The sequence below is a fragment of the Streptomyces sp. NPDC001156 genome, from assembly GCF_053598275.1.
The window spans coordinates 1-18,118 of record NZ_JBSFJX010000020.1; the positions used below are offsets into that span (position 1 = coordinate 1).

The following is an 18,118-nucleotide window of genomic DNA, read 5'->3' on the forward strand; positions in this document are numbered from 1 at the left end:
CCTGGACCCTGACTCCGGCCACACCATGAAGCACGGAGGGCGGCCCCGCCACCAGCGGAACCACCCTCACAGCAAGATTTTCAGTGATCTTCTAGGCGAAGTCCTCGGTGGCGTCGACGCCGCAGCGGCGCAGTACTTCGATGACCTGGCGTTCGAGGTCCTCGCCCACCTTCGTCACCTCGGGAATGCCGAGACTTCCGAACTCGTCACTGGGCCGGTGCATGCCGAAGACCGCGTTGCCGTCGCCGTCGCTCCACACCAGCATCCGCAGGGGCGCGTACAGCAGGGCCCTGGGGTCGTACCGCATCATGCTCTCGGCAGTGACGTGGTTGCCGGTCAGGTACTCCATCGTCCTCACCTGGTGGCCCGCCAGCTTCAACAGCTGGGTGCCGTTGAGCCGCCAGTAGCGGACCAGGTGGTTGGGGGCGTTCACCTCCATGGCGGCACGGACGTCGTCCCAGCTGCCGCCGGCCTCCGCGATGAGCTCGACCACCCCCACGTCGGCGATGGGCGCCGCCTTCTCGAAGGCGGTGATGAAATCGCCGTAGGGAATTCCCGTGTGGACTTCGACCCGCTTCACGGTGTGGGTTTCACTCGGCATAAAAGAACTTCCCTTGCTGCTGGGCCCGCGTCCTTGGACAGCGGGCCGGATATGTTGCCGACAGCGGAAGCCTCAGAAAAAGAACCGTAGGTTCGTCGGGTGAGCCGGGCAACTCGGGCCGGGTGTTCTGGGCGCACCCTGGAAGCCATTTCCATGCGAACGGGTATTCGTTTGGACTGGCCGATTGAGCAGCTCGGTCGGCGGTACCCGCAGAGGCAGGGCGAAGCCGCCTCGATACGAGGGAGGGGCCAGAGTCTCCGAGTATGCACAGAGAGCGACGGTGATCAGAAATGACCCATCCACGCCAAGTCCCACGCCCACGCCATCGTGGCGTCTGCCGGCTCGCACTGGTCGGTGGCCTGGCGGCCTTCCTGACACTGGGCGCCGGTCCCGCCCGGGCGGCCTCCTCGGGGCACGTTTCGACGATCGACGAGGCGACCCACCGGATGACCGTCACGGACAACGGCCGGACGGTGATGACCTTCGCCGTGAGCTTTGGAAAGCTCAGCTTCCGTACGCCGTCAGGAACGTTCCACGTGCAGGGCAAGGACGCGGTCGTCCAGATGACCTCGTGCAGCGCGCACATCACGTGTGATCCGCACAATCCCAACTACTACTCCCTCAGGGTCAACTGGGCGGTGCGCCTGACCAGCACGGGCGTGTTCGTTCACGCGGCGCCCTGGAACAATGCCATCGGCCGAGCGGACATCTCCCACGGCTGCATCCACCTGAGCACGGCGGACGCCCGCCGCTTCTACGATTTCAGCCGGGTCGGCGACACGGTGATCGTCAAGCACACCGGTACGAGCGGCCGGTAAAGGCGCGCAGGCAGCGTGAAGGGGTGGCACTCGCGGGAGCGTGTCGCCCCTTCGTCCGTCCTTCGTGGGCGGTGCTTCCCCGCAGCGTCAGCGTGCAGTTCCGAACGTGGCGTGCCCGCCCACAAGCATCGTCTGCCCAGGGGCCGGCACGATGTCCGAGGCAGGCGCAGCCGCGAGCGGACCACGTCCGGTGACCCGGATCGCCCCGGCTCGGGCCGGCGCTACGCGTACAGTCCCCCGCCCGCCTGGTCCTCGAAGGCCTCCGGCCAGTAGCGCCAGCCGTCGTCCTGGGGGGTCCTCGGGGTGGGGTCGCAGGCGATCGGGTCGACCGCGGCGAGCGTTTCGGCCATGGTGGCGGCCAGTTGCTCGTACGCGTCCGTCAAGTCGTGCTCATGGTCGAGCGCCTTCTCGCGGTGCACCAGCCAGACCGTGAAAGCCAGGGTGGAGATGTCCGCGTTGAGCGGGCGAAGGACCGCGTCGGCCTCGCTCCAGCACAGGACCGCCCCGGTGGCGCCGTCGACGAGCAGACTCGTGTCCTCCACCAGATAGCCGAGGCGTATCAGCCGGTCCGCCTCCGAAGGCAGTTCGTCCGCGGTGAACCGGTCCTCGTCCGCGTAGTGCTCGGCCAGCGTCGGCAACGGCACGTCCGTGTCGAGTTCGTACCAGTAGCCGTTCTCCGGGAGGCCCACCTCACGCAGGAAGCGGCGGGTCGGCTCGTGCGTGAGCGTGCCGGGGAAATCGACCTCCTCGAAGCGCACGACGGCAGCGGAGCCGAACTCCTCGTCCAGCAGCCGCGACGGCAGGTCGAGCGCAAGTCCCGTGCCGGGGCGGGCGATCCGGGCGAGGGGGCGGATCAGCGCGGCCATCCGCCAGTACGGCGCCAGGTCCTCCCCGGCGTCCGCGGCGAACACCGACGCCAGCCGCTCGGACGCCGCCGCCACCGCCTTGGGGCCGTATCCCTGGGACGCGAACCGGCCCCGGGACGCGATCAGTTCGTCCGTCGCGGCCGCGCACCGCAGCAGCGCGTCCAGCGACGGCGCGAGCGGCGAGAGGTCCATCAAGCCGGGGTGACGCGGGTGGACGTGGGTCGTGAAGACCTCGCCCGTGGTGCCGTTCAGCACGAGGGACTCAAGGTCCCGGTCGACGGTCCGCAGCGCGCCTATGACGAGTTGGTCCCGCAGTTCCTCCGCGAGCCTCTCCGCGTCGTCGACGAGTTCGGCGACCCGCCGCAGCGCGGGGCGATGGCGCAGCGCCCCGAATCCCAACAGGGCGCTGTCGGACGGCAGTCCGGGCCCGGTGAGCAGGCGCCGCGTCGCCTCGTGTGTGACATGCGGATCGAGATCCGTCCCGGTCAGCGTGATCACGCCACCGATGTCGGTCGTGCCCATTGCTTCCCCCGTGTGCTTCGTCCCCAGAGCTGCCCGTGGCGGAGGGACGACCCCCGTCGAGCGGCTCTCCCCCGACGTCGAAAACCATACGCCGCCCCACTGACAACGCGGCCGGCATCGGTCCGGGACTCGCCGCACGCCCTGGGCACGTGACGAAGACCACAGGTTTTTTCGGGGAGGGCGCGGCCCGTCAGGTGAAGTACACCCCACCGAGGACCACCACGATCGCCGCCAGCACGAACACGAGGATCCACCCCAGCAGCTTCCCGACACTGGGTGGAGGCTCGTAGCGCGGCTCCTCGGCCGAAGGGGTCTCGGGGGTCTGCTGGGGCTGGTCGGTCACGTTTCGCTCCCGCTCACTGCGCTGTCACCACGGCCGCCTGCGGACGGATCGGCAGGCGGTTGACGGGGCGGCCCGTCGCCGCGCGTACCGCCGAGGCGATCGCCGCCGGGGAGGTCACCACCGGCACCGCGCTGACGGACTTCGCTCCGAAGGGCGCGACCACGTCCCGTTCCTCGACCAGCTTGACGATCCGGATCTCCGGCGCGTCCAGTGCCGTCGGCAGGGAGTACCCGGTCAGGTCGGGGTGGCGAATCAGGCCGCGGGCGGTGCGCAGGTTCTCCGTGAGCGCGATGCCCACGCCCTGGGTGACGCCGGCCTCCACGCGCGCCATGAGCTGCGTCGGATTCAGCACCCGGCCCACGTCCTGGGCGAGCGCCAGCTCCACGACCCGTACCGAGCCGATCTCGATGTCCACGTCCACCACGGCGCGGATCGCGCAGAACGCGAGCCCCACGAAGGCGTCGCCCTGGCCCGTCTCGTTCAGCGGCTCCGTCGGGTGCGGGCGGCACTGCGCCGTGGCCCACAGCTCCTTGCCGTCCATCGCCTCGGTGACGGTGGTCGACAGCACTCCGTCGTACGAGGTGATCTTGCCGTCGGTGATCTGGAGCAGCTCGGTGGACATGCCGAACTTGTGCGCCAGGGGTTGCAGCAGCTGCGTGCGGACCATCTTGGCGGCACGTTCCACCGCGCCGCCCGACACCCAGGTGTGGCGTCCCCGGCAGCCCGGACCGGCCGGCGGCTGGTCCGTGTCGACCGGTGCCACGTGCACCTCGTCGATGCCGAGTGTGTCCTGGACGATCTGCCGGGCCAGCGTCGCGAAGCCCTGACCGGTCTCGACGGCCGCGCACAGCACGGTCGCGACGCCGTCCTGCACCTTCACCGTCGCCGTGGAGACCTCGTCCGCGCCCTCGGCGCCCAGCATGTGCACCATGCCGACGCTGTAGCCGACGCCCCGGCGCACGGCACCCGGTTCGCCCGCACCCTCGGGACCGCCCGGCAGCAGCCAGTCCTCCTCGGGGGTGTCCTTGGGCAGCGGGGGCAGCGGGTAGTCCCGTACCGCCTCCAGCAGTTCGGCCACCGGCGCGGGGCAGGTCACCGTCTGGCCCGTGGGCAGGACGTCACCCGTCTCCAGGACGTTGCGCAGCCGCAGCTCCGCCGGGTCCACGCCGAGCTTCTTGGCGAGCTTGTCCATCTGGGCCTCGTAGGCCGCGCACACCTGCATCGCGCCCTCGCCGCGGACGTGGCCCGAGGGCGGGTTGTTGGTCCGTACGGCCCAGCCCTCGATGAAGGCGTTCGGGACGACATACGGGCCGCAGGCGAAGGAGACGGCGGCGGCGAGCGCCTCCGAGGAGGTGTCCGCGTACGCCCCGGCGTCCAGCAGGATCTGCGCCTCGACCTTCACCAGCTTGCCCTCGGCGTCCGCGTGGTGGCGGTAGCGCAACAGGGTGGGGTGGCGGTGGACATGCCCGAGGAAGGACTCTTCGCGCGTCGCGGTCAGCTTGACCGGGCTGCCCGTCTTCAGCGCGAGCAGACCGAGCGGCAGCTGGAAGCCCTGGTCCTCGCGGTCGGCGGTGGCGCCGGGCACCCCGGTGACGACCACCTTGACCTGCTCGGGTTCGAGGCCGTAGACCGCGGCGGCGCGGTCCCGGTCGGTGTGCGGGTCGGTCGAGGCGACGTACAACTCGACCCCGCCGTCGGGCCGGGGCACGGCGAGCCCCGCCTCCGCGCCGATCGGGGCGGGGTCCTGGCGGCCGATGCGGTAGAGGCCCTCGACGACGATGTCACCGGCCGCGTCCGGGTCGCCGTGGCGCAGCGGGATGTGGCGGATCAGATTGCCGTCGGGGTGCAGCGGCTCGGCCTCGAAGGCCTGCTCCGGGTCGGTCACCGGGTCGAGCACCTCGTACTCGACGATGACGGCGGCGGCGGCCATGCGCGCGGTGTCGGGGTGGTCGGCGGCGACGGCCGCGATGGGCTCACCGTGGTGGCGCACGATCTCGGAGGCGAACACCGGCCGGTCGGCCGTTCCGCGGCCGTGGAGGGCGCCGCCGGGCACGTCCTCATGGGTGACCACGGCGCGGACGCCGGGCATCTCGCGCGCGTGACTGGTGTCGATGGACAGGATGCGCGCATGCGGATGCGGCGAGCGGAGCACGGCGGCCCACAGCAGGCCCTCGGCCCACAGGTCGGCCGCGTAGGGGAAGGTGCCCTCGGTCTTGGCGCGGGCGTCGGCGGACGGCAGGGAGACGCCGAGGCCGTGCGGCATCAGGTCCGGGGCGGGTACGGGTGCGGCCGCCGCAGTGGTCGCGGTGCCGGCTTCGTTGCTCACGCCTGGCCTCCGTCCTGGCCGTAGAGGTGCTCGTTCGGGGCCGCGGCGTCGAACGCAGAGGAGTGAACGCCGCCCGCCCCGGGTCCGGCCTGGTGGGGGATGCGGGCCTCGTCGGCGTCCGGCGCCGCCTCCGCGTGCGCCTCGCGCTCGGCGACGACCTCCCTGACGGCCTCGACCACGCCCCGGTAGCCGGAGCAGCGGCACAGGTTGCCGCACAGCGCCTGGCGGGTCTCCAGCTCGGTGGGCGCGGGGTTGCCCTCCAGGAGGTCGTGCAGGGTCATGGCGATGCCGGGGACGCAGAAACCGCACTGCACGGCGCCGCACCGGGCGAGCGCCCGCTGCACGTCCGAGGGCTGCCCGTCGACGGCGAGGCCCTCGACGGTGCGCACCTCGTTGCCTGCGGCGGTGACGGCCGGCACCAGGCAGGACGCGACGAGCCGTCCGTCGACCTGGACGTTGCAGGCGCCGCACTCGCCCTGCGAGCAGCCGTCCTTCGCGCCGGCCAGGCCGAGCCGCTCGCGCAGGACGTACAGCAGCGACTCGCCGATCCATGCGTCGGTCACCGGCCGGTCGGCGCCGTTCACCCTGAGGACGTACGACGCCAAGGGGTGCTCGTCGTTCGTAGGTGCGGGCCCGGCGGCCTGCTCACCGGATTCGGCGGCCTCCGCCGGCATCTCGGGCCCGGGATCCGGTGTCTCTTCGGCCTCGGAGGCCCCGGAGGGCTCAGACGGCTCCTGGGCGGCCTCGGGGGCCTGCGGGGCGCCACCGGGCCGCCCGGCCTCGTACGACCCGCCGGAAGGCTCCCCAGGAGCCTCGGCGGCCACTTCGGCGGTGCTCTCCGGTGCCTCGCCCGACCAGGGCTGTCCGGGCGCTTCCGTCGCCCAGGGCGCGGCCGCACCGCCCGGCAGGGTCGCGGGCGGGGTGCCGCCCCACTGCTCGACCAGCGAGGACGTGCTGAACTCGCCCGACTCGTCCGGCAGGTCGCCGCCCGCCACCGGGATCGACCACTGTCCGGTCACGTCGTGCCCGGGCGCGGGCGCCTCCTGCGCGGCCGCCGACTCCTGGAAGTTCCACTGCCCGGTCGCGCCCGGGTGGTAGGCGAACCGGCCGCCGCCCTCCTGGCCGGCGGTGTCCCGGTCGGGCCACTGGGCCCCCTCGGCGGGCGCGCCCCAGTTGCCGCCTGCCGCCCCCGGGTCGACGGGGGTGCCCGCGGCCGGGGTGAAGGAAGGGGGCACATACCCGTGGCCCGGCGCGGCGAGCGGGCTGTCGGCGGCGGCGAGAAGTGCGTCGATACCGCCCTCGGGGAGCTGAACGAAGGCGGTGGCGCTGTCGTCGTAGTCCCCCTGCGGCAGCCGCTCCCAGGAGCCGCGGGCGCTGCGCCGGGAGTCGCCCTCGCGGTGCTGGTCGTCGGTCACGACAGTGCCCTCCCCAGTGCTCGTCGGGCCAGCGCGGCGACGGTGCGCCGCAGATGCATCACGGCGGGCGGAAGCTGTTGCACGGAGCCGTCCTCCGCCGGGGCCGCGTCCGGGATGCAGGCCGAGGCGACGTACTCGCCGAAGGCCGTGCGCGCCTCCGGGACGATCGTGCGGTTGTTGTCCCAGTCGATGAGCTGGGCGACCCACTGCTCGGCCTCCAGAGGGCGCAGCGGCATCGGCGCTATGGCGCCGACGGCGCAGCGCACACCGCGCCGGGCGGGGTCGAGGACGAGCGCCACGGAGGCGACGGCCCGCCCGGGGCCGGTGCGCCCGGTGGCCTTCAGGAACACCTGCGGGGCGTGCAGCAGTGGCACGCGCACATAGCCGATGAGTTCGCCGGAGCGCAGCATCTCCACGCCCGCGAGCAGGTGCGAGACCGGGATCTCCCGGCGGGCTCCGCCGGGCCCGACGATGACCAGCGTGGCCTCCAGGGCGGCCAGCACCGGGAGCGCGTCCCCGGTGGGGGCGGCGGAGGCGATGTTGCCGCCGAGGGTGCCGGCGTTGCGGATGTGCGGCGGTCCGGCCGCGCGCGCGGCCGCCGCGAGGGCGGGGATGAGGGCCGCGAAGTCGGGGCGGCCCATGCGCGCGTGGGTGAGTCCGGCGCCGAGCAGCGCGTGGCCGTCCTGGTACTGCCAGCCGCGGATCTCGCTGATGCGGCCGAGACCGACCAGCGCGGCCGGTCGTAGCTGCCCGGAGTTGACCGCGGCCATGAGATCGGTGCCGCCCGCCACGGGAACGGCGGCCGGCACGGCGGCGAGCGCCGCCACGGCCTCGTCCAGCGAGGCGGGCAGCGTCACGGCCTGCGCCGCCTGCGGTGCGTGCGTGGTCAAACCGGCTGCCCCTTCCCGCTGCCCCACTGGTCCCACCTGTGCTGCCGTACGGTACGTGCTGACAGGGCGGACGTGGCAACTCTGGCACATCTTTCCCGGCCCTCGACGCGGGGGTCCGCTAGGAGGCATTCGCCCCCTCACCAGGAAGATGGTCCGCTTTGATGACCAATGCCCGATAAGGTCGGATTGCCGGTTTTCGGTGATGCTTGCGTCACTTCTCCCATGCGTAGTCACGTTTCCAGGGAGTCCGGCGCCTCGCCCGCCCCTCCACGGCCGCCTCACACGTTCGGGGGCGCACCCTCGATCGGGCGTCCGAGCACACCCGGTCGCCGCTGCCACGGACGTGGTCCCGCGGGCGGCCGGTAGGCCACTCCCAAGGCGTCGAGCCGGCGGTAGTGCGCGGTCATCCGCCGCTCGAAGTCCGCGAAGTCGCGGTCCGCGGGGGCGGGCAGGGCGCTCCAGGCCACCTCGGCGAAGGCGGCGAGCCGGGGGAACGTCTGGTAGTCCACGCGCGACTGATCCTCCATCACCTCGGTCCACACGTTGGCCTGGGTGCCGAGGACATGCCGCGCCTCCTCTTCGGTGAGCTGCGGCGGAACCGGCTCGAAGCGGTAGACGTCCTCCAGAGTGCGCACATATCCGATAGGCACCGGCTCGTCCGCCCCGCCGTCCTGACGGTGGTCCAGGTAGACCTGCTGCTCAGGGCACATCACGACGTCGTGCCCGGCCCGCGCCGCGGTGATGCCGCCCGCGCACCCGCGCCACGAGGACACCGCGGCACCGTCCGTGAGGCCCAGTGCCGTCGTCTCACCCCTGGCCGCTCGTGACTCCCGCAGGCCTTCCTCGCCGTCCGCGGCCGGGGTGCGCTCTTCGACCCGGCTCCCGCCCTCCAGGATCTCGTCCCAGCCGATGAGCCGGCGGCCGCGCGCACCGAGCCAGGCGTCGAAGTGCCGGATGAACCACGCCTGCAGACCGTCCTCGTCGGCGAGCCCGAGTTCCGCGATGCGCGCCTGGGCGGCCGGGGACTTCCGCCACTGGTCCTTGGCGCATTCGTCGCCGCCGATGTGGATGAAGTCCGAGGGGAACAGTTCCAGGACTTCCTCGAGCACATCCTCGTAGAACCTCAGGGTGTTGTCGGTGGGCGCGAGGACGTTCCTGGAGATGCCCCAGTCGTCCCAGACCGTGAGGGAGTCCGTGTCGACGACGTCGCGGTTGCCGAGTTCGGGATACGCGGCGATGGCCGCCTGGCTGTGCCCGGGCATGTCGATCTCGGGGACCACGGTGATATGCCGCTCGGCCGCATAGGCCACGATCTCGCGGATGTCTTCATGCGTGTAGAGGCCACCGTGCGGTTTCTCCTCCCACAGCGGGGAGGCCCGGTGGCCGAATCTCGTGCGCGCCCGCCAGGAGCCGACCTCGGTGAGCCGCGGATACCGCTCGATCTGCAGACGCCAGCCCTGGTCGTCGGTGAGATGGAAGTGGAAGACATTGAGTTTGTGCGCGGCCATCAGGTCGAGGTAGCGCAGCACACCGTCCTTGGGCATGAAGTGCCGGGCGACGTCGAGCATGAGACCGCGCCAGGGGAAGCGCGGCGCGTCCTCGATGATCTGGTGCGGAATTCCGTGGCCGGCTCCCGGCCGCACGGGTGCGCGCCGGAAGGCATCGGGCCCGAGGAGCTGACGCAGCGTCTGGGCGCCCCAGAACACTCCGGCCGCGCTGCCACCCCGGATCTCCACACCCCAGTTGCCAATGGCGCTGAGTTTGTATGCCTCGGGTTCCAGTGTGTCGTCCAGGCGGAGCCGTACGGAATTGCGGCTGTCCTCGGTACCGGGCGGCAACGGCAGGCCGAGGGCCGCACCGAGGGTGGAGCGCAGCCAGCGTTCGGTGGTACCGGTACCGGGTGCGGCCACCAGGGCGGTTTCCCGGTCGAGCAGGACCCCGCAGCGCGTGGGGCCCTCGATGGCGCGCGGCGCCGGAATCAGTTCCATCACGTCAGTCCTTTACCGCTCTGCCCGGCCCGGAGACCGGCCATCGCTGTACGAGTACGAAAGAAGACCGGACCGGAAGAGGACGAGGAGTGCCGTCGTCACAGGAATCCGCCGCATGAATCCGGCGATCGGGAACGGGCGGTCAGGAACGTCATCAGCGGCCTGGGCCGGCACTGGAAGCCGCATCGCGTCCTGGCCGTCGCCGCGGGAAACGCGACCATTCCCGGGGCGAGGACGGCCGGGCCCACCGGGCGATGGCCGTTGAGGAAGCAACAGCCGAATTCCCGCCCCCTGAAGGCGGATCCGCACCTGCGCGGCGCCGTCGAATGCGGCGGCCGTCACGGCGCCGGCCGCCGGATGAAGGCGGGGCGCCGCAGGAGTGGCAGAAGCCGTGCTGATCCGGCCCGGCCGAGGGGATTCCGACGGCGGTCGCGATCAAATCCGTCCGGGCCGCCGGAACTTGAATGCCGCATTCCGTCAAGGCGGCGATGCGGGGCCCGATGGCGTCGCGGGCAGTTCTCGGGGTCGCCGATGATGGCGTCGACGCGCCGGGAAGGCCGAGGGGCCGGGCGGGCGACCAGTGGCGCGACGGTTCGGGCAGAGTGCTTCATCGAGCATCCTCCGGAGCGAGCGCGTTGCAATATGTGCAATGGCCGCTCTGCCCTGCACAACACCGGAGGCTACGGGCTCATGAACATGCCGACAACAGATCGCACCGCCCCGTGACCCGGCGGGACGCGTCGCCGGCGCCGGCAGGACGCCGGGCAGAAGCACGAAGACCCCCGGGGTGCGCCACTGCGCGCCCCGGGGGTCCGGCGATGCCAGTCGGTGAGCCCGTCGGCTACTTGTCGCCGCCCTTGCCTTCATCGCCACCGCTGCCCATGGAGTCGTAGATCTCCTTGCACATGGGGCAGACGGGGTACTTCTTCGGGTCGCGGCCCGGTACCCACACCTTGCCGCACAGCGCCACGACGGGCGTGCCGTCGAGTGCGCTCGCCATGATCTTGTCCTTCTGGACGTAGTGGGCGAAGCGCTCGTGGTCACCGTCGCCGTGCGACACCTGCGGTGTCGGCTCGACGAGGGTCCCCGTACCAGTACCGCGCTCGGGCTCAAGAGTGCTCATAGGGCCAAGGGTACTGAAGCCCGCACGCATCAGTTGAGCGTAGGGTCGTCCGGGTAGGTGGCCACCATCGCCAGCTCACTGCGCTGGCGTCGCAGCACCTCGCGCCACAGCCTCTCTGGCTCCGGGGACGACACATCGCCGGGCTCCGACTCCACGACGTACCAGGCGCCCTCCACCAGCTCGTCCTCCAGCTGACCGGGGCCCCAGCCCGCGTACCCGGCGAAGATGCGCAGCGAGCCGAGCGCCTGGGCGAGCAGCTCGGGCGGCGCCTCCAGGTCGACCAGACCGATGGCCCCGTGCACCCGCCGCCAGCCGAGGGGGGCTCGTTCTCCCGATCCACCGGGGATCACCGCGACACCGAGCGCCGAGTCCAGCGAGACCGGTCCGCCCTGGAAGACGACCCCGGGCTCGCCCGCCAGGTCCGCCCAGCCCTCCAGGATGTCGCCCACATCCACGGGAGTGGGACGGTTGAGCACCACACCGAGCGACCCCTCCTCGTCGTGGTCAAGGAGGAGCACCACAGCGCGGTCGAAGTTCGGGTCCGCCAGGGCGGGCGTGGCCACGAGCAGCCGCCCTGTGAGCGAGGACACCTCGGTCATGCCAGACATGATCCCGCATCTTGCGTCCGGATGGGGAGGCAATACGGGTACGCGGGTGAATGCAGCTCAGGGCGTACGGGTGCGGCCCGGGCGCACAGGCGGGTGGTAACCCCTTGCGTCCGGATACGCACGGTTCGTGTTGTGGCGAATCTATGACGTGGCTGGGAAGTACTTGGGCTTACTCGAGGGGGGTAGGCGGCCATTACGCTTACGTCTCCGGCCCCTGCCCAACTCCACGGAACGCGAGATCCATGACCGTCAACGACGATGTCCTGCTTGTCCACGGCGGAACCCCGCTGGAGGGCGAAATCCGTGTCCGAGGTGCGAAGAACCTCGTGCCGAAGGCCATGGTCGCGGCCCTGCTGGGCAGTGCGCCGAGCAGACTGCGCAACGTTCCGGACATCCGCGACGTACGCGTCGTGCGCGGGCTGCTGCAGCTGCACGGCGTGACGGTCCGTCCGGGCGAGGAACCGGGCGAGCTGGTGCTCGACCCCACGCACGTCGAGAGCGCGAACGTCGCTGACATCGATGCCCACGCGGGCTCCTCGCGTATCCCGATCCTCTTCTGCGGCCCCCTGCTGCACCGTCTGGGCCACGCGTTCATCCCCGGCCTCGGCGGCTGCGACATCGGCGGCCGTCCCATCGACTTCCACTTCGACGTGCTGCGGCAGTTCGGCGCCGTCATCGAGAAGCGCGCGGACGGCCAGTACCTGGAGGCGCCCAAGGGACTGCGCGGCACAAAGATCCGGCTGCCGTACCCGTCCGTCGGCGCGACCGAGCAGGTGCTGCTGACGGCCGTGCTCGCCGAGGGTGTCACCGAACTGTCCAACGCGGCCGTCGAGCCGGAGATCGAGGACCTCATCTGCGTACTGCAGAAGATGGGCGCGATCATCGCGATGGACACCGACCGCACGATCCGCATCACCGGTGTGGACAGGCTCAGCGGCTACACCCACCGCGCCATCCCGGACCGTCTGGAAGCCGCGTCCTGGGCGTCGGCGGCGCTGGCGACCGAGGGCAACATCTACGTCCGCGGCGCGCAGCAGCGCTCGATGATGACGTTCCTGAACACCTACCGGAAGGTGGGTGGTGCCTTCGAGATCGACGACGAGGGCATCCGCTTCTGGCACCCCGGCGGCCAGCTGAAGTCCATCGCGCTGGAGACGGACGTGCACCCGGGCTTCCAGACCGACTGGCAGCAGCCGCTGGTGGTCGCCCTGACCCAGGCCACGGGCCTGTCGATCATCCACGAGACGGTCTACGAGTCCCGCCTCGGCTTCACCTCCGCGCTCAACCAGATGGGCGCGCACATCCAGCTCTACCGCGAGTGCCTCGGCGGCTCCGACTGCCGCTTCGGGCAGCGCAACTTCCTCCACTCCGCGGTGGTTTCGGGCCCGACCAAGCTCCAGGGCGCCGACCTGGTCATCCCCGACCTGCGCGGTGGTTTCTCGTACCTGATCGCGGCTCTGGCGGCCCAGGGCACCTCCCGGGTCCACGGCATCGACCTCATCAACCGCGGCTACGAGAACTTCATGGACAAGCTCGTGGAGCTGGGTGCCAAGGTCGAGCTGCCCGGTAAGTCACTCGGCTGAGCGAGCCGGGTACGGCGCGAGGGGCGGTCACCCGGATCGGGTGACCGCCCCTTTGGCCTTACTGGGCCCGTACGCCGTCCCGAGGAGCGTCTGCGGGCCTCGTTACGCCGTCCCATGGCGGTACGGCCTTCGCTGCGCCGTCCCGTGGGGGTACGGCCTCGTACGCCGTCCCGTGGCGCACGAACGGCAGGGTCAGTTGCCCTTGGCGGCTTCCTTGAGCTTGGAGCCCGCGGAGACCTTCACGCTGTAGCCGGCCGGGATCTGGATGGGGTCGCCGGTCTGCGGGTTGCGCGCGGTACGAGCGGCACGGTGGGTGCGCTCGAAGGTCAGGAAGCCGGGGATGGTGACCTTCTCGTCGCCCTTGGCGACGACCTCGCCGACCGTCTCGGCGAACGCGGCCAGCACGGCGTCGGCGTCCTTGCGGGTCACCTCGGCGCGGTCGGCCAGCGCGGCCACCAGCTCACTGCGGTTCATGTTGTTACTCCCGTGTTCTTCTTGCCGTTGAGGCGTGCCACGCGGCGGAGCCGCATGATGGGCACGTCGAAGCCGATGCTGCCAGGGTCCTCGGTGGGCCCCCGGACCCGGGTCCGTCGTCAGACCCTTCGCGCCCGAAGACGCATCCTGCCCCCACCTGCGGCGGGAAAGCCAATCCGGCACCCGTAGGAGTCGTGAGAACACCCGTGGGAGTCACACGAAAAGCGCCACTGCCTCATTGTGGTGACGCCGTTCCGCGCGCGGCAACGGATCGCAGGCCCCCGGGGGCCTGACCTGGCCGCCACCATAGAGGGCGACCGGGCACCCCGGCTTCCACGACGCGCCGGATCCACGCCACCGTGGCAATGCTCACAGCCCGGGCGCAGCAAGGCCTACTCGGCGGAGGCCGCCACCGCCTTCGCGGCGTCGCGCACCGCACCCGCGACCGCGCCCGCGACCTTGTCGTTGAACACGCTCGGGATGATGTAGTTCGGGTTCAGCTCGTCCTCGGTGACGACGTCCGCGAGCGCGGTGGCCGCGGCCAGCATCATCTCCGTGTTCACCGTGCGGGACTGCGCGTCCAGCAGACCGCGGAAGACGCCCGGGAACACCAGGACGTTGTTGATCTGGTTCGGGAAGTCGGAGCGTCCGGTGGCCACAACGGCCGCGGTCTGACGGGCGATTGCGGGGTCGATCTCGGGGTCCGGGTTCGCAAGCGCGAACACGATCGCACCCTCGGCCATGGCGGCCACGTCGTCGCCGTCGAGCACGTTCGGGGCGGAGACGCCGATGAAGACGTCGGCGCTGCGCACGGCCTGCTTGAGGGTGCCGGTGAGGCCCTCGTGGTTGGTGTTGTCGGCGATCCAGCGCAGCGGCGAGTCGGGGGCGGCGGCCACCAGGTCCTCGCGGCCCGCGTGCACGACACCGTGGATGTCGGCGACGACGGCGCTCTTGACGCCCGCCGCGAGCAGCAGCTTGAGGATGGCAGTTCCGGCCGCGCCGGCGCCCGACATCACGACGCGCACATTCTCAATTCCCTTGCCCACCACGCGAAGTGCGTTGGTGAGGGCGGCGAGGACGACGATCGCGGTGCCGTGCTGGTCGTCGTGGAAGACGGGGATGTCGAGGGCCTCGCGCAGCCGGGCCTCGATCTCGAAGCAGCGGGGCGCGGAGATGTCCTCGAGGTTGATGCCGGCGAACCCGGGGGCGATCGCCTTGACGATCTCGACGATCGCGTCGGTGTCCTGGGTGTCGAGGCAGATCGGCCAGGCGTCGATGCCGGCGAACCGCTTGAAGAGGGCCGCCTTGCCCTCCATGACGGGCAGCGCGGCCTTCGGGCCGATGTTGCCGAGGCCCAGTACGGCCGAACCGTCCGTCACGACCGCAACCGAGTTGCGCTTGATCGTCAGACGGCGCGCGTCCTCGGGGTTCTCGGCGATGGCCATGCAGACGCGGGCGACGCCCGGCGTGTAGATCATGGAGAGGTCATCGCGGTTGCGGATGGGGTGCTTGGACGCCATCTCGATCTTGCCGCCGAGGTGCATGAGGAACGTACGGTCCGAGACCTTGCCCAGGGTCACGCCGTCGATACCGCGCAGCTTCCCCACGATCTCCTCCGCATGGGCGGTGGAGGTGGCCGCGATGGTGACGTCGATACGGAGCTTCTCGTGGCCGGACGCGGTGACGTCGAGGCCGGTGACCGAGCCTCCGGAGGACTCCACGGCCGTGGTGAGCTGGGAGACCGCGGTTCCGCTCGCGGGCACCTCCAGCCGGACCGTCATCGAGTAGGAGACGCTGGGCGCCGTTGCCATGGCCGACTTCCTCTGCTTTAACCGTGTGGCGGATATGCCGTCCGATCGTCGCACCTACTGAGGAGTACGTGGTAACGGCCCCGGATTGCGGACGTTTTGTTTCGTCACAACCGAGTACTTTCGGAAAGCGCCTTCCACCATACGAGAGGCCCGGACGGCGATGAAAGTGACCCGGCCCACCAGTGAGAAGAGGTCCGCGTCACGGATATGACGCGGACCTCTCGAACGTTCAACGACACCGACCCGCCATGCTCGCCTCGCGGCAAGTGGTCGCTCGCAGCGACAAAGGTTGGGCCCGGGGGCTTGGATCGGGCCGGTGTCACGTCAAGGCTAACAAACAGATCCGGCAAGGCCATTCCCGAACCGAGAGTTCATCTTCCGTACGGGTCGGTCCAGGTCAGCCGGGGGCCGGTCCAGGGCCCGTCCAGGTCAGTCCCGGAGCAGATCCGGCACCCCGGACGCGTCCGGCTGGTCGCGCTCGCTGGAGACCACCGTCAGCTGCTGGGTCGCCCGGGTCAGCGCCACGTACAGCACCCGCAGGCCCGCGGGGCTCTCGTCGGCGATCTCCGCGGGCGAGACGACGATCGTCGCGTCGTACTCCAGGCCCTTGGCCTCCAGGCTGCCGAGCGCCGCCACCCGGTCGCCGAGCCCCTCGAGCCAGCGGGCCGCCTCCTCGCGCCGGTTCATGGCCACGACGACGCCGACCGTGCCGTCCACCAGGCCGAGCAGCCGGGCGGCCTCGCTCCGTACGGTCTCGGCCATCGACCCGCGCACCACCGGGAAGCGCGGCTCGACGCCCGTGGAGCGGACGGCAGAGGGGGCCTCGGAGCCGGGCATCGCCAGGGCGAGGACCTTCGAGGCCAGATCGGCGATCTCCGCCGGGTTGCGGTAGTTGACCGTGAGGGTGAAGCGGCGGCGCGGACGCGTGCCCAGTGCCTCGTCGCGCGCCTCGGCCGCCTCGTCGGGATCGGACCAGGACGACTGGGCCGGGTCCCCCACCACCGTCCAGGTCGCGTGCCGGCCGCGACGCCCGACCATCCGCCACTGCATCGGCGTGAGGTCCTGGGCCTCGTCGACGATCACATGCGCGTACTCGATCCGCTCCTGGGCGAGTCGCTCGGCGCGCTCGCGCTGCGACTCCTCGCGTACAGGCATCAGCTCCTCGAGACCGGTCAGCTGATCGAGCGGGTCCAGTTCCCGCTTCTTCTTCGGGCGCGCGGGCAGGCCGAGGATGGCCTGCAGCTCGTCCAGCATCGCCACGTCGTGCACGGACAGCCCCTGCCGCTTCAGGGAGCGCGCGACCCTGCGCACCTCCGACGGGCTGAGGATGCGCCGTGCCCAGCGGCCGAGCCGCCTCTCGTCGGCCATCGCGGCCAGCACGACCTGCGGGCTCAGCTCCGGCCACCAGGCGTCCAGGAACGCGACGAAGGAGTCCTCGGAGGCGATGTCCTCGTCGAAGGAGGAGCGCAGCTCGGCTGCCATCTCGGGGTCGGTATGCCGGGTGGCCGAGCCGGAGCGGTTCCACAGGGCGTCCAGCAGCAGCTTGCGGGCGCGCGGGCGCAGCAGGTTCACGGGAGCGGTGCCGCTGAGGGCCTGGTGCCGGATGCGCTCCAGTTCCTCAGCCTCCAGTTCGAGGCGGCGACCGAAGGCGACGACCCGCAGCCGGGTGGGCGAACCGTTCGTCTCCAGAGCCCCGCGGGCGGCCTTCCGCAGCACCTTGAGCATGCGGTGCGAGCCCTTGGCCCGGGCCACGGACGGGGAGTCGTACAGCGTGGCCTCGGCACCGTCGACCAGCGAGCCGATGGCGCGGATGGCGACCTGGCCCTCCTCGCCCAGCGAGGGCAGCACGCCCTCGGTGTAGGCGACCAGCAGCGGGGTGGGCGAGACGATCAGGATGCCGCCCGCGTATCTGCGCCGGTCCTGGTAGAGGAGGTAGGCGGCCCGGTGCAGGGCGACGGCGGTCTTGCCGGTGCCGGGCCCGCCCTCGACATAGGTCACGGAGGAGGCGGGGGCGCGGATGACCATGTCCTGCTCGGCCTGGATCGACGCCACGATGTCCCGCATGGTGTGGGTGCGGGCCTGGCCGAGTGCGGCCATCAGGGCGCCGTCGCCGATCACCGGCAGCTCATGGCCGTCGAGTGTCGCCTTCAGCTCGGGGCGCATCAGGTCGTCCTCGACACCGAGCACCCTGCGGCCCTTGGAGCGGATGACCCGGCGGCGTACGACCCGCCCGGGTTCTACCGGCGTGGACCGGTAGAAGGGGGCGGCGGCGGGCGCCCGCCAGTCGATGACCAGGGGCGCGTACTCCTCGTCGAGGACACCGATGCGGCCGATGTGCAGGGTCTCGGCGATGTCGGCCGTGTTGTCGGCCCGCACCGCGCCCTCGGCGGGCTCGACCGCCGTGTACGCGCCGTCCGGGCCCTTCTTGCCGTCCTTGCCGGGAAGCAGGTCGATCCGGCCGAAGAGGAAGTCCTCGAACTCGTTGTTGAGCCGGTTCAGGTGGACACCGGCCCGGAAGACCTGTGCGTCCCGCTCGGCCAGGGCTCCGGGCGTGCCGACGTGGCCGCGCTGGGCGGCGTCGTGCATCAGGAACTCCGCCTCGTGGATCTTCTCCTCGAGACGCCGGTACACCCGGTCCAGGTGTTCCTGTTCGACGCTGATCTCCCGGTCGCGGAGCGAGTCGTGCGCGGACCTGCCGACCGGGCCGAGCGCGGTTTCCTGCTGAACCTGAGCGGCCACCGGGCCCCCTT

The 18,118-nt window shown here is 71.2% G+C and carries 14 protein-coding genes; 2 read left to right on the forward strand and 12 right to left on the reverse strand.

The window, feature by feature from the left end; all coding sequences use genetic code 11:
* Nucleotides 1-91 precede the first annotated feature (91 nt).
* On the reverse strand, nt 92-601 hold the full coding sequence (locus ACWDA7_RS13270; RefSeq protein ID WP_450604222.1) for a DUF302 domain-containing protein: 510 nt from the start codon (nt 599-601) through the stop codon (nt 92-94).
* Nucleotides 602-891: 290 nt separating this feature from the next.
* Here ACWDA7_RS13270 and ACWDA7_RS13275 point away from each other — a divergent pair, with 290 nt between their 5' ends.
* Nucleotides 892-1,419, forward strand: a complete 528-nt coding sequence (locus ACWDA7_RS13275) for a L,D-transpeptidase (protein WP_450604223.1) — start codon at nt 892-894, stop codon at nt 1,417-1,419.
* Nucleotides 1,420-1,640: 221 nt separating this feature from the next.
* On the opposite strand, the gene ACWDA7_RS13280 is transcribed toward ACWDA7_RS13275, so the two are convergent.
* The 8 genes from ACWDA7_RS13280 to ACWDA7_RS13315 form a co-directional block, all read right to left on the reverse strand.
* Nucleotides 1,641-2,807 (reverse strand): SUKH-4 family immunity protein, encoded by a 1,167-nt coding sequence (locus ACWDA7_RS13280; protein ID WP_450604224.1) that lies wholly within the window; start codon nt 2,805-2,807, stop codon nt 1,641-1,643.
* A gap of 190 nt (nt 2,808-2,997) precedes the next feature.
* Nucleotides 2,998-3,150: a hypothetical protein gene (locus ACWDA7_RS13285; protein ID WP_450604225.1), complete on the reverse strand. Its 153-nt coding sequence runs from the start codon at nt 3,148-3,150 to the stop codon at nt 2,998-3,000.
* Between the two features lie 13 nt (nt 3,151-3,163).
* On the reverse strand, nt 3,164-5,476 hold the full coding sequence (locus tag ACWDA7_RS13290) for a xanthine dehydrogenase family protein molybdopterin-binding subunit (RefSeq protein WP_450604227.1): 2,313 nt from the start codon (nt 5,474-5,476) through the stop codon (nt 3,164-3,166).
* Entirely contained in the window at nt 5,473-6,891 is a 1,419-nt protein-coding gene (locus ACWDA7_RS13295; RefSeq protein ID WP_450604229.1) for a 2Fe-2S iron-sulfur cluster-binding protein, read from the reverse strand. The genes ACWDA7_RS13290 and ACWDA7_RS13295 overlap by 4 nt, the downstream gene beginning before the upstream one ends.
* Nucleotides 6,888-7,781 carry an FAD binding domain-containing protein gene (locus ACWDA7_RS13300; RefSeq protein WP_432928256.1) on the reverse strand — a complete coding sequence of 298 codons (894 nt, stop codon included), beginning with the start codon at nt 7,779-7,781 and terminating at the stop codon, nt 6,888-6,890. Before ACWDA7_RS13300 ends, ACWDA7_RS13295 begins: the two co-directional genes overlap by 4 nt.
* 278 nt (nt 7,782-8,059) lie before the next feature.
* Nucleotides 8,060-9,769 carry a beta-N-acetylhexosaminidase gene (locus tag ACWDA7_RS13305; protein ID WP_450604230.1) on the reverse strand — a complete coding sequence of 570 codons (1,710 nt, stop codon included), beginning with the start codon at nt 9,767-9,769 and terminating at the stop codon, nt 8,060-8,062.
* A gap of 841 nt (nt 9,770-10,610) precedes the next feature.
* Complete coding sequence (locus tag ACWDA7_RS13310) at nt 10,611-10,892, reverse strand: DUF3039 domain-containing protein (RefSeq protein WP_103841003.1); 282 nt, start codon at nt 10,890-10,892, stop codon at nt 10,611-10,613.
* A gap of 29 nt (nt 10,893-10,921) precedes the next feature.
* Nucleotides 10,922-11,491, reverse strand: a complete 570-nt coding sequence (locus ACWDA7_RS13315) for a YqgE/AlgH family protein (RefSeq protein ID WP_359396945.1) — start codon at nt 11,489-11,491, stop codon at nt 10,922-10,924.
* A gap of 251 nt (nt 11,492-11,742) precedes the next feature.
* Between ACWDA7_RS13315 and murA the strand changes: the two genes are divergently transcribed.
* On the forward strand, nt 11,743-13,083 hold the full coding sequence (gene murA, locus ACWDA7_RS13320) for a UDP-N-acetylglucosamine 1-carboxyvinyltransferase (protein ID WP_450604231.1): 1,341 nt from the start codon (nt 11,743-11,745) through the stop codon (nt 13,081-13,083).
* 192 nt (nt 13,084-13,275) lie between these two features.
* On the opposite strand, the gene ACWDA7_RS13325 is transcribed toward murA, so the two are convergent.
* From ACWDA7_RS13325 to ACWDA7_RS13335, 3 genes are all read right to left on the reverse strand, one after another.
* Nucleotides 13,276-13,557: an HU family DNA-binding protein gene (locus ACWDA7_RS13325; RefSeq protein WP_351222056.1), complete on the reverse strand. Its 282-nt coding sequence runs from the start codon at nt 13,555-13,557 to the stop codon at nt 13,276-13,278.
* A gap of 392 nt (nt 13,558-13,949) precedes the next feature.
* Nucleotides 13,950-15,368 carry a malic enzyme-like NAD(P)-binding protein gene (locus tag ACWDA7_RS13330; protein ID WP_450604233.1) on the reverse strand — a complete coding sequence of 473 codons (1,419 nt, stop codon included), beginning with the start codon at nt 15,366-15,368 and terminating at the stop codon, nt 13,950-13,952.
* A gap of 429 nt (nt 15,369-15,797) precedes the next feature.
* Complete coding sequence (locus ACWDA7_RS13335; RefSeq protein ID WP_450604235.1) at nt 15,798-18,107, reverse strand: HelD family protein; 2,310 nt, start codon at nt 18,105-18,107, stop codon at nt 15,798-15,800.
* Nucleotides 18,108-18,118: the final 11 nt, after the last annotated feature.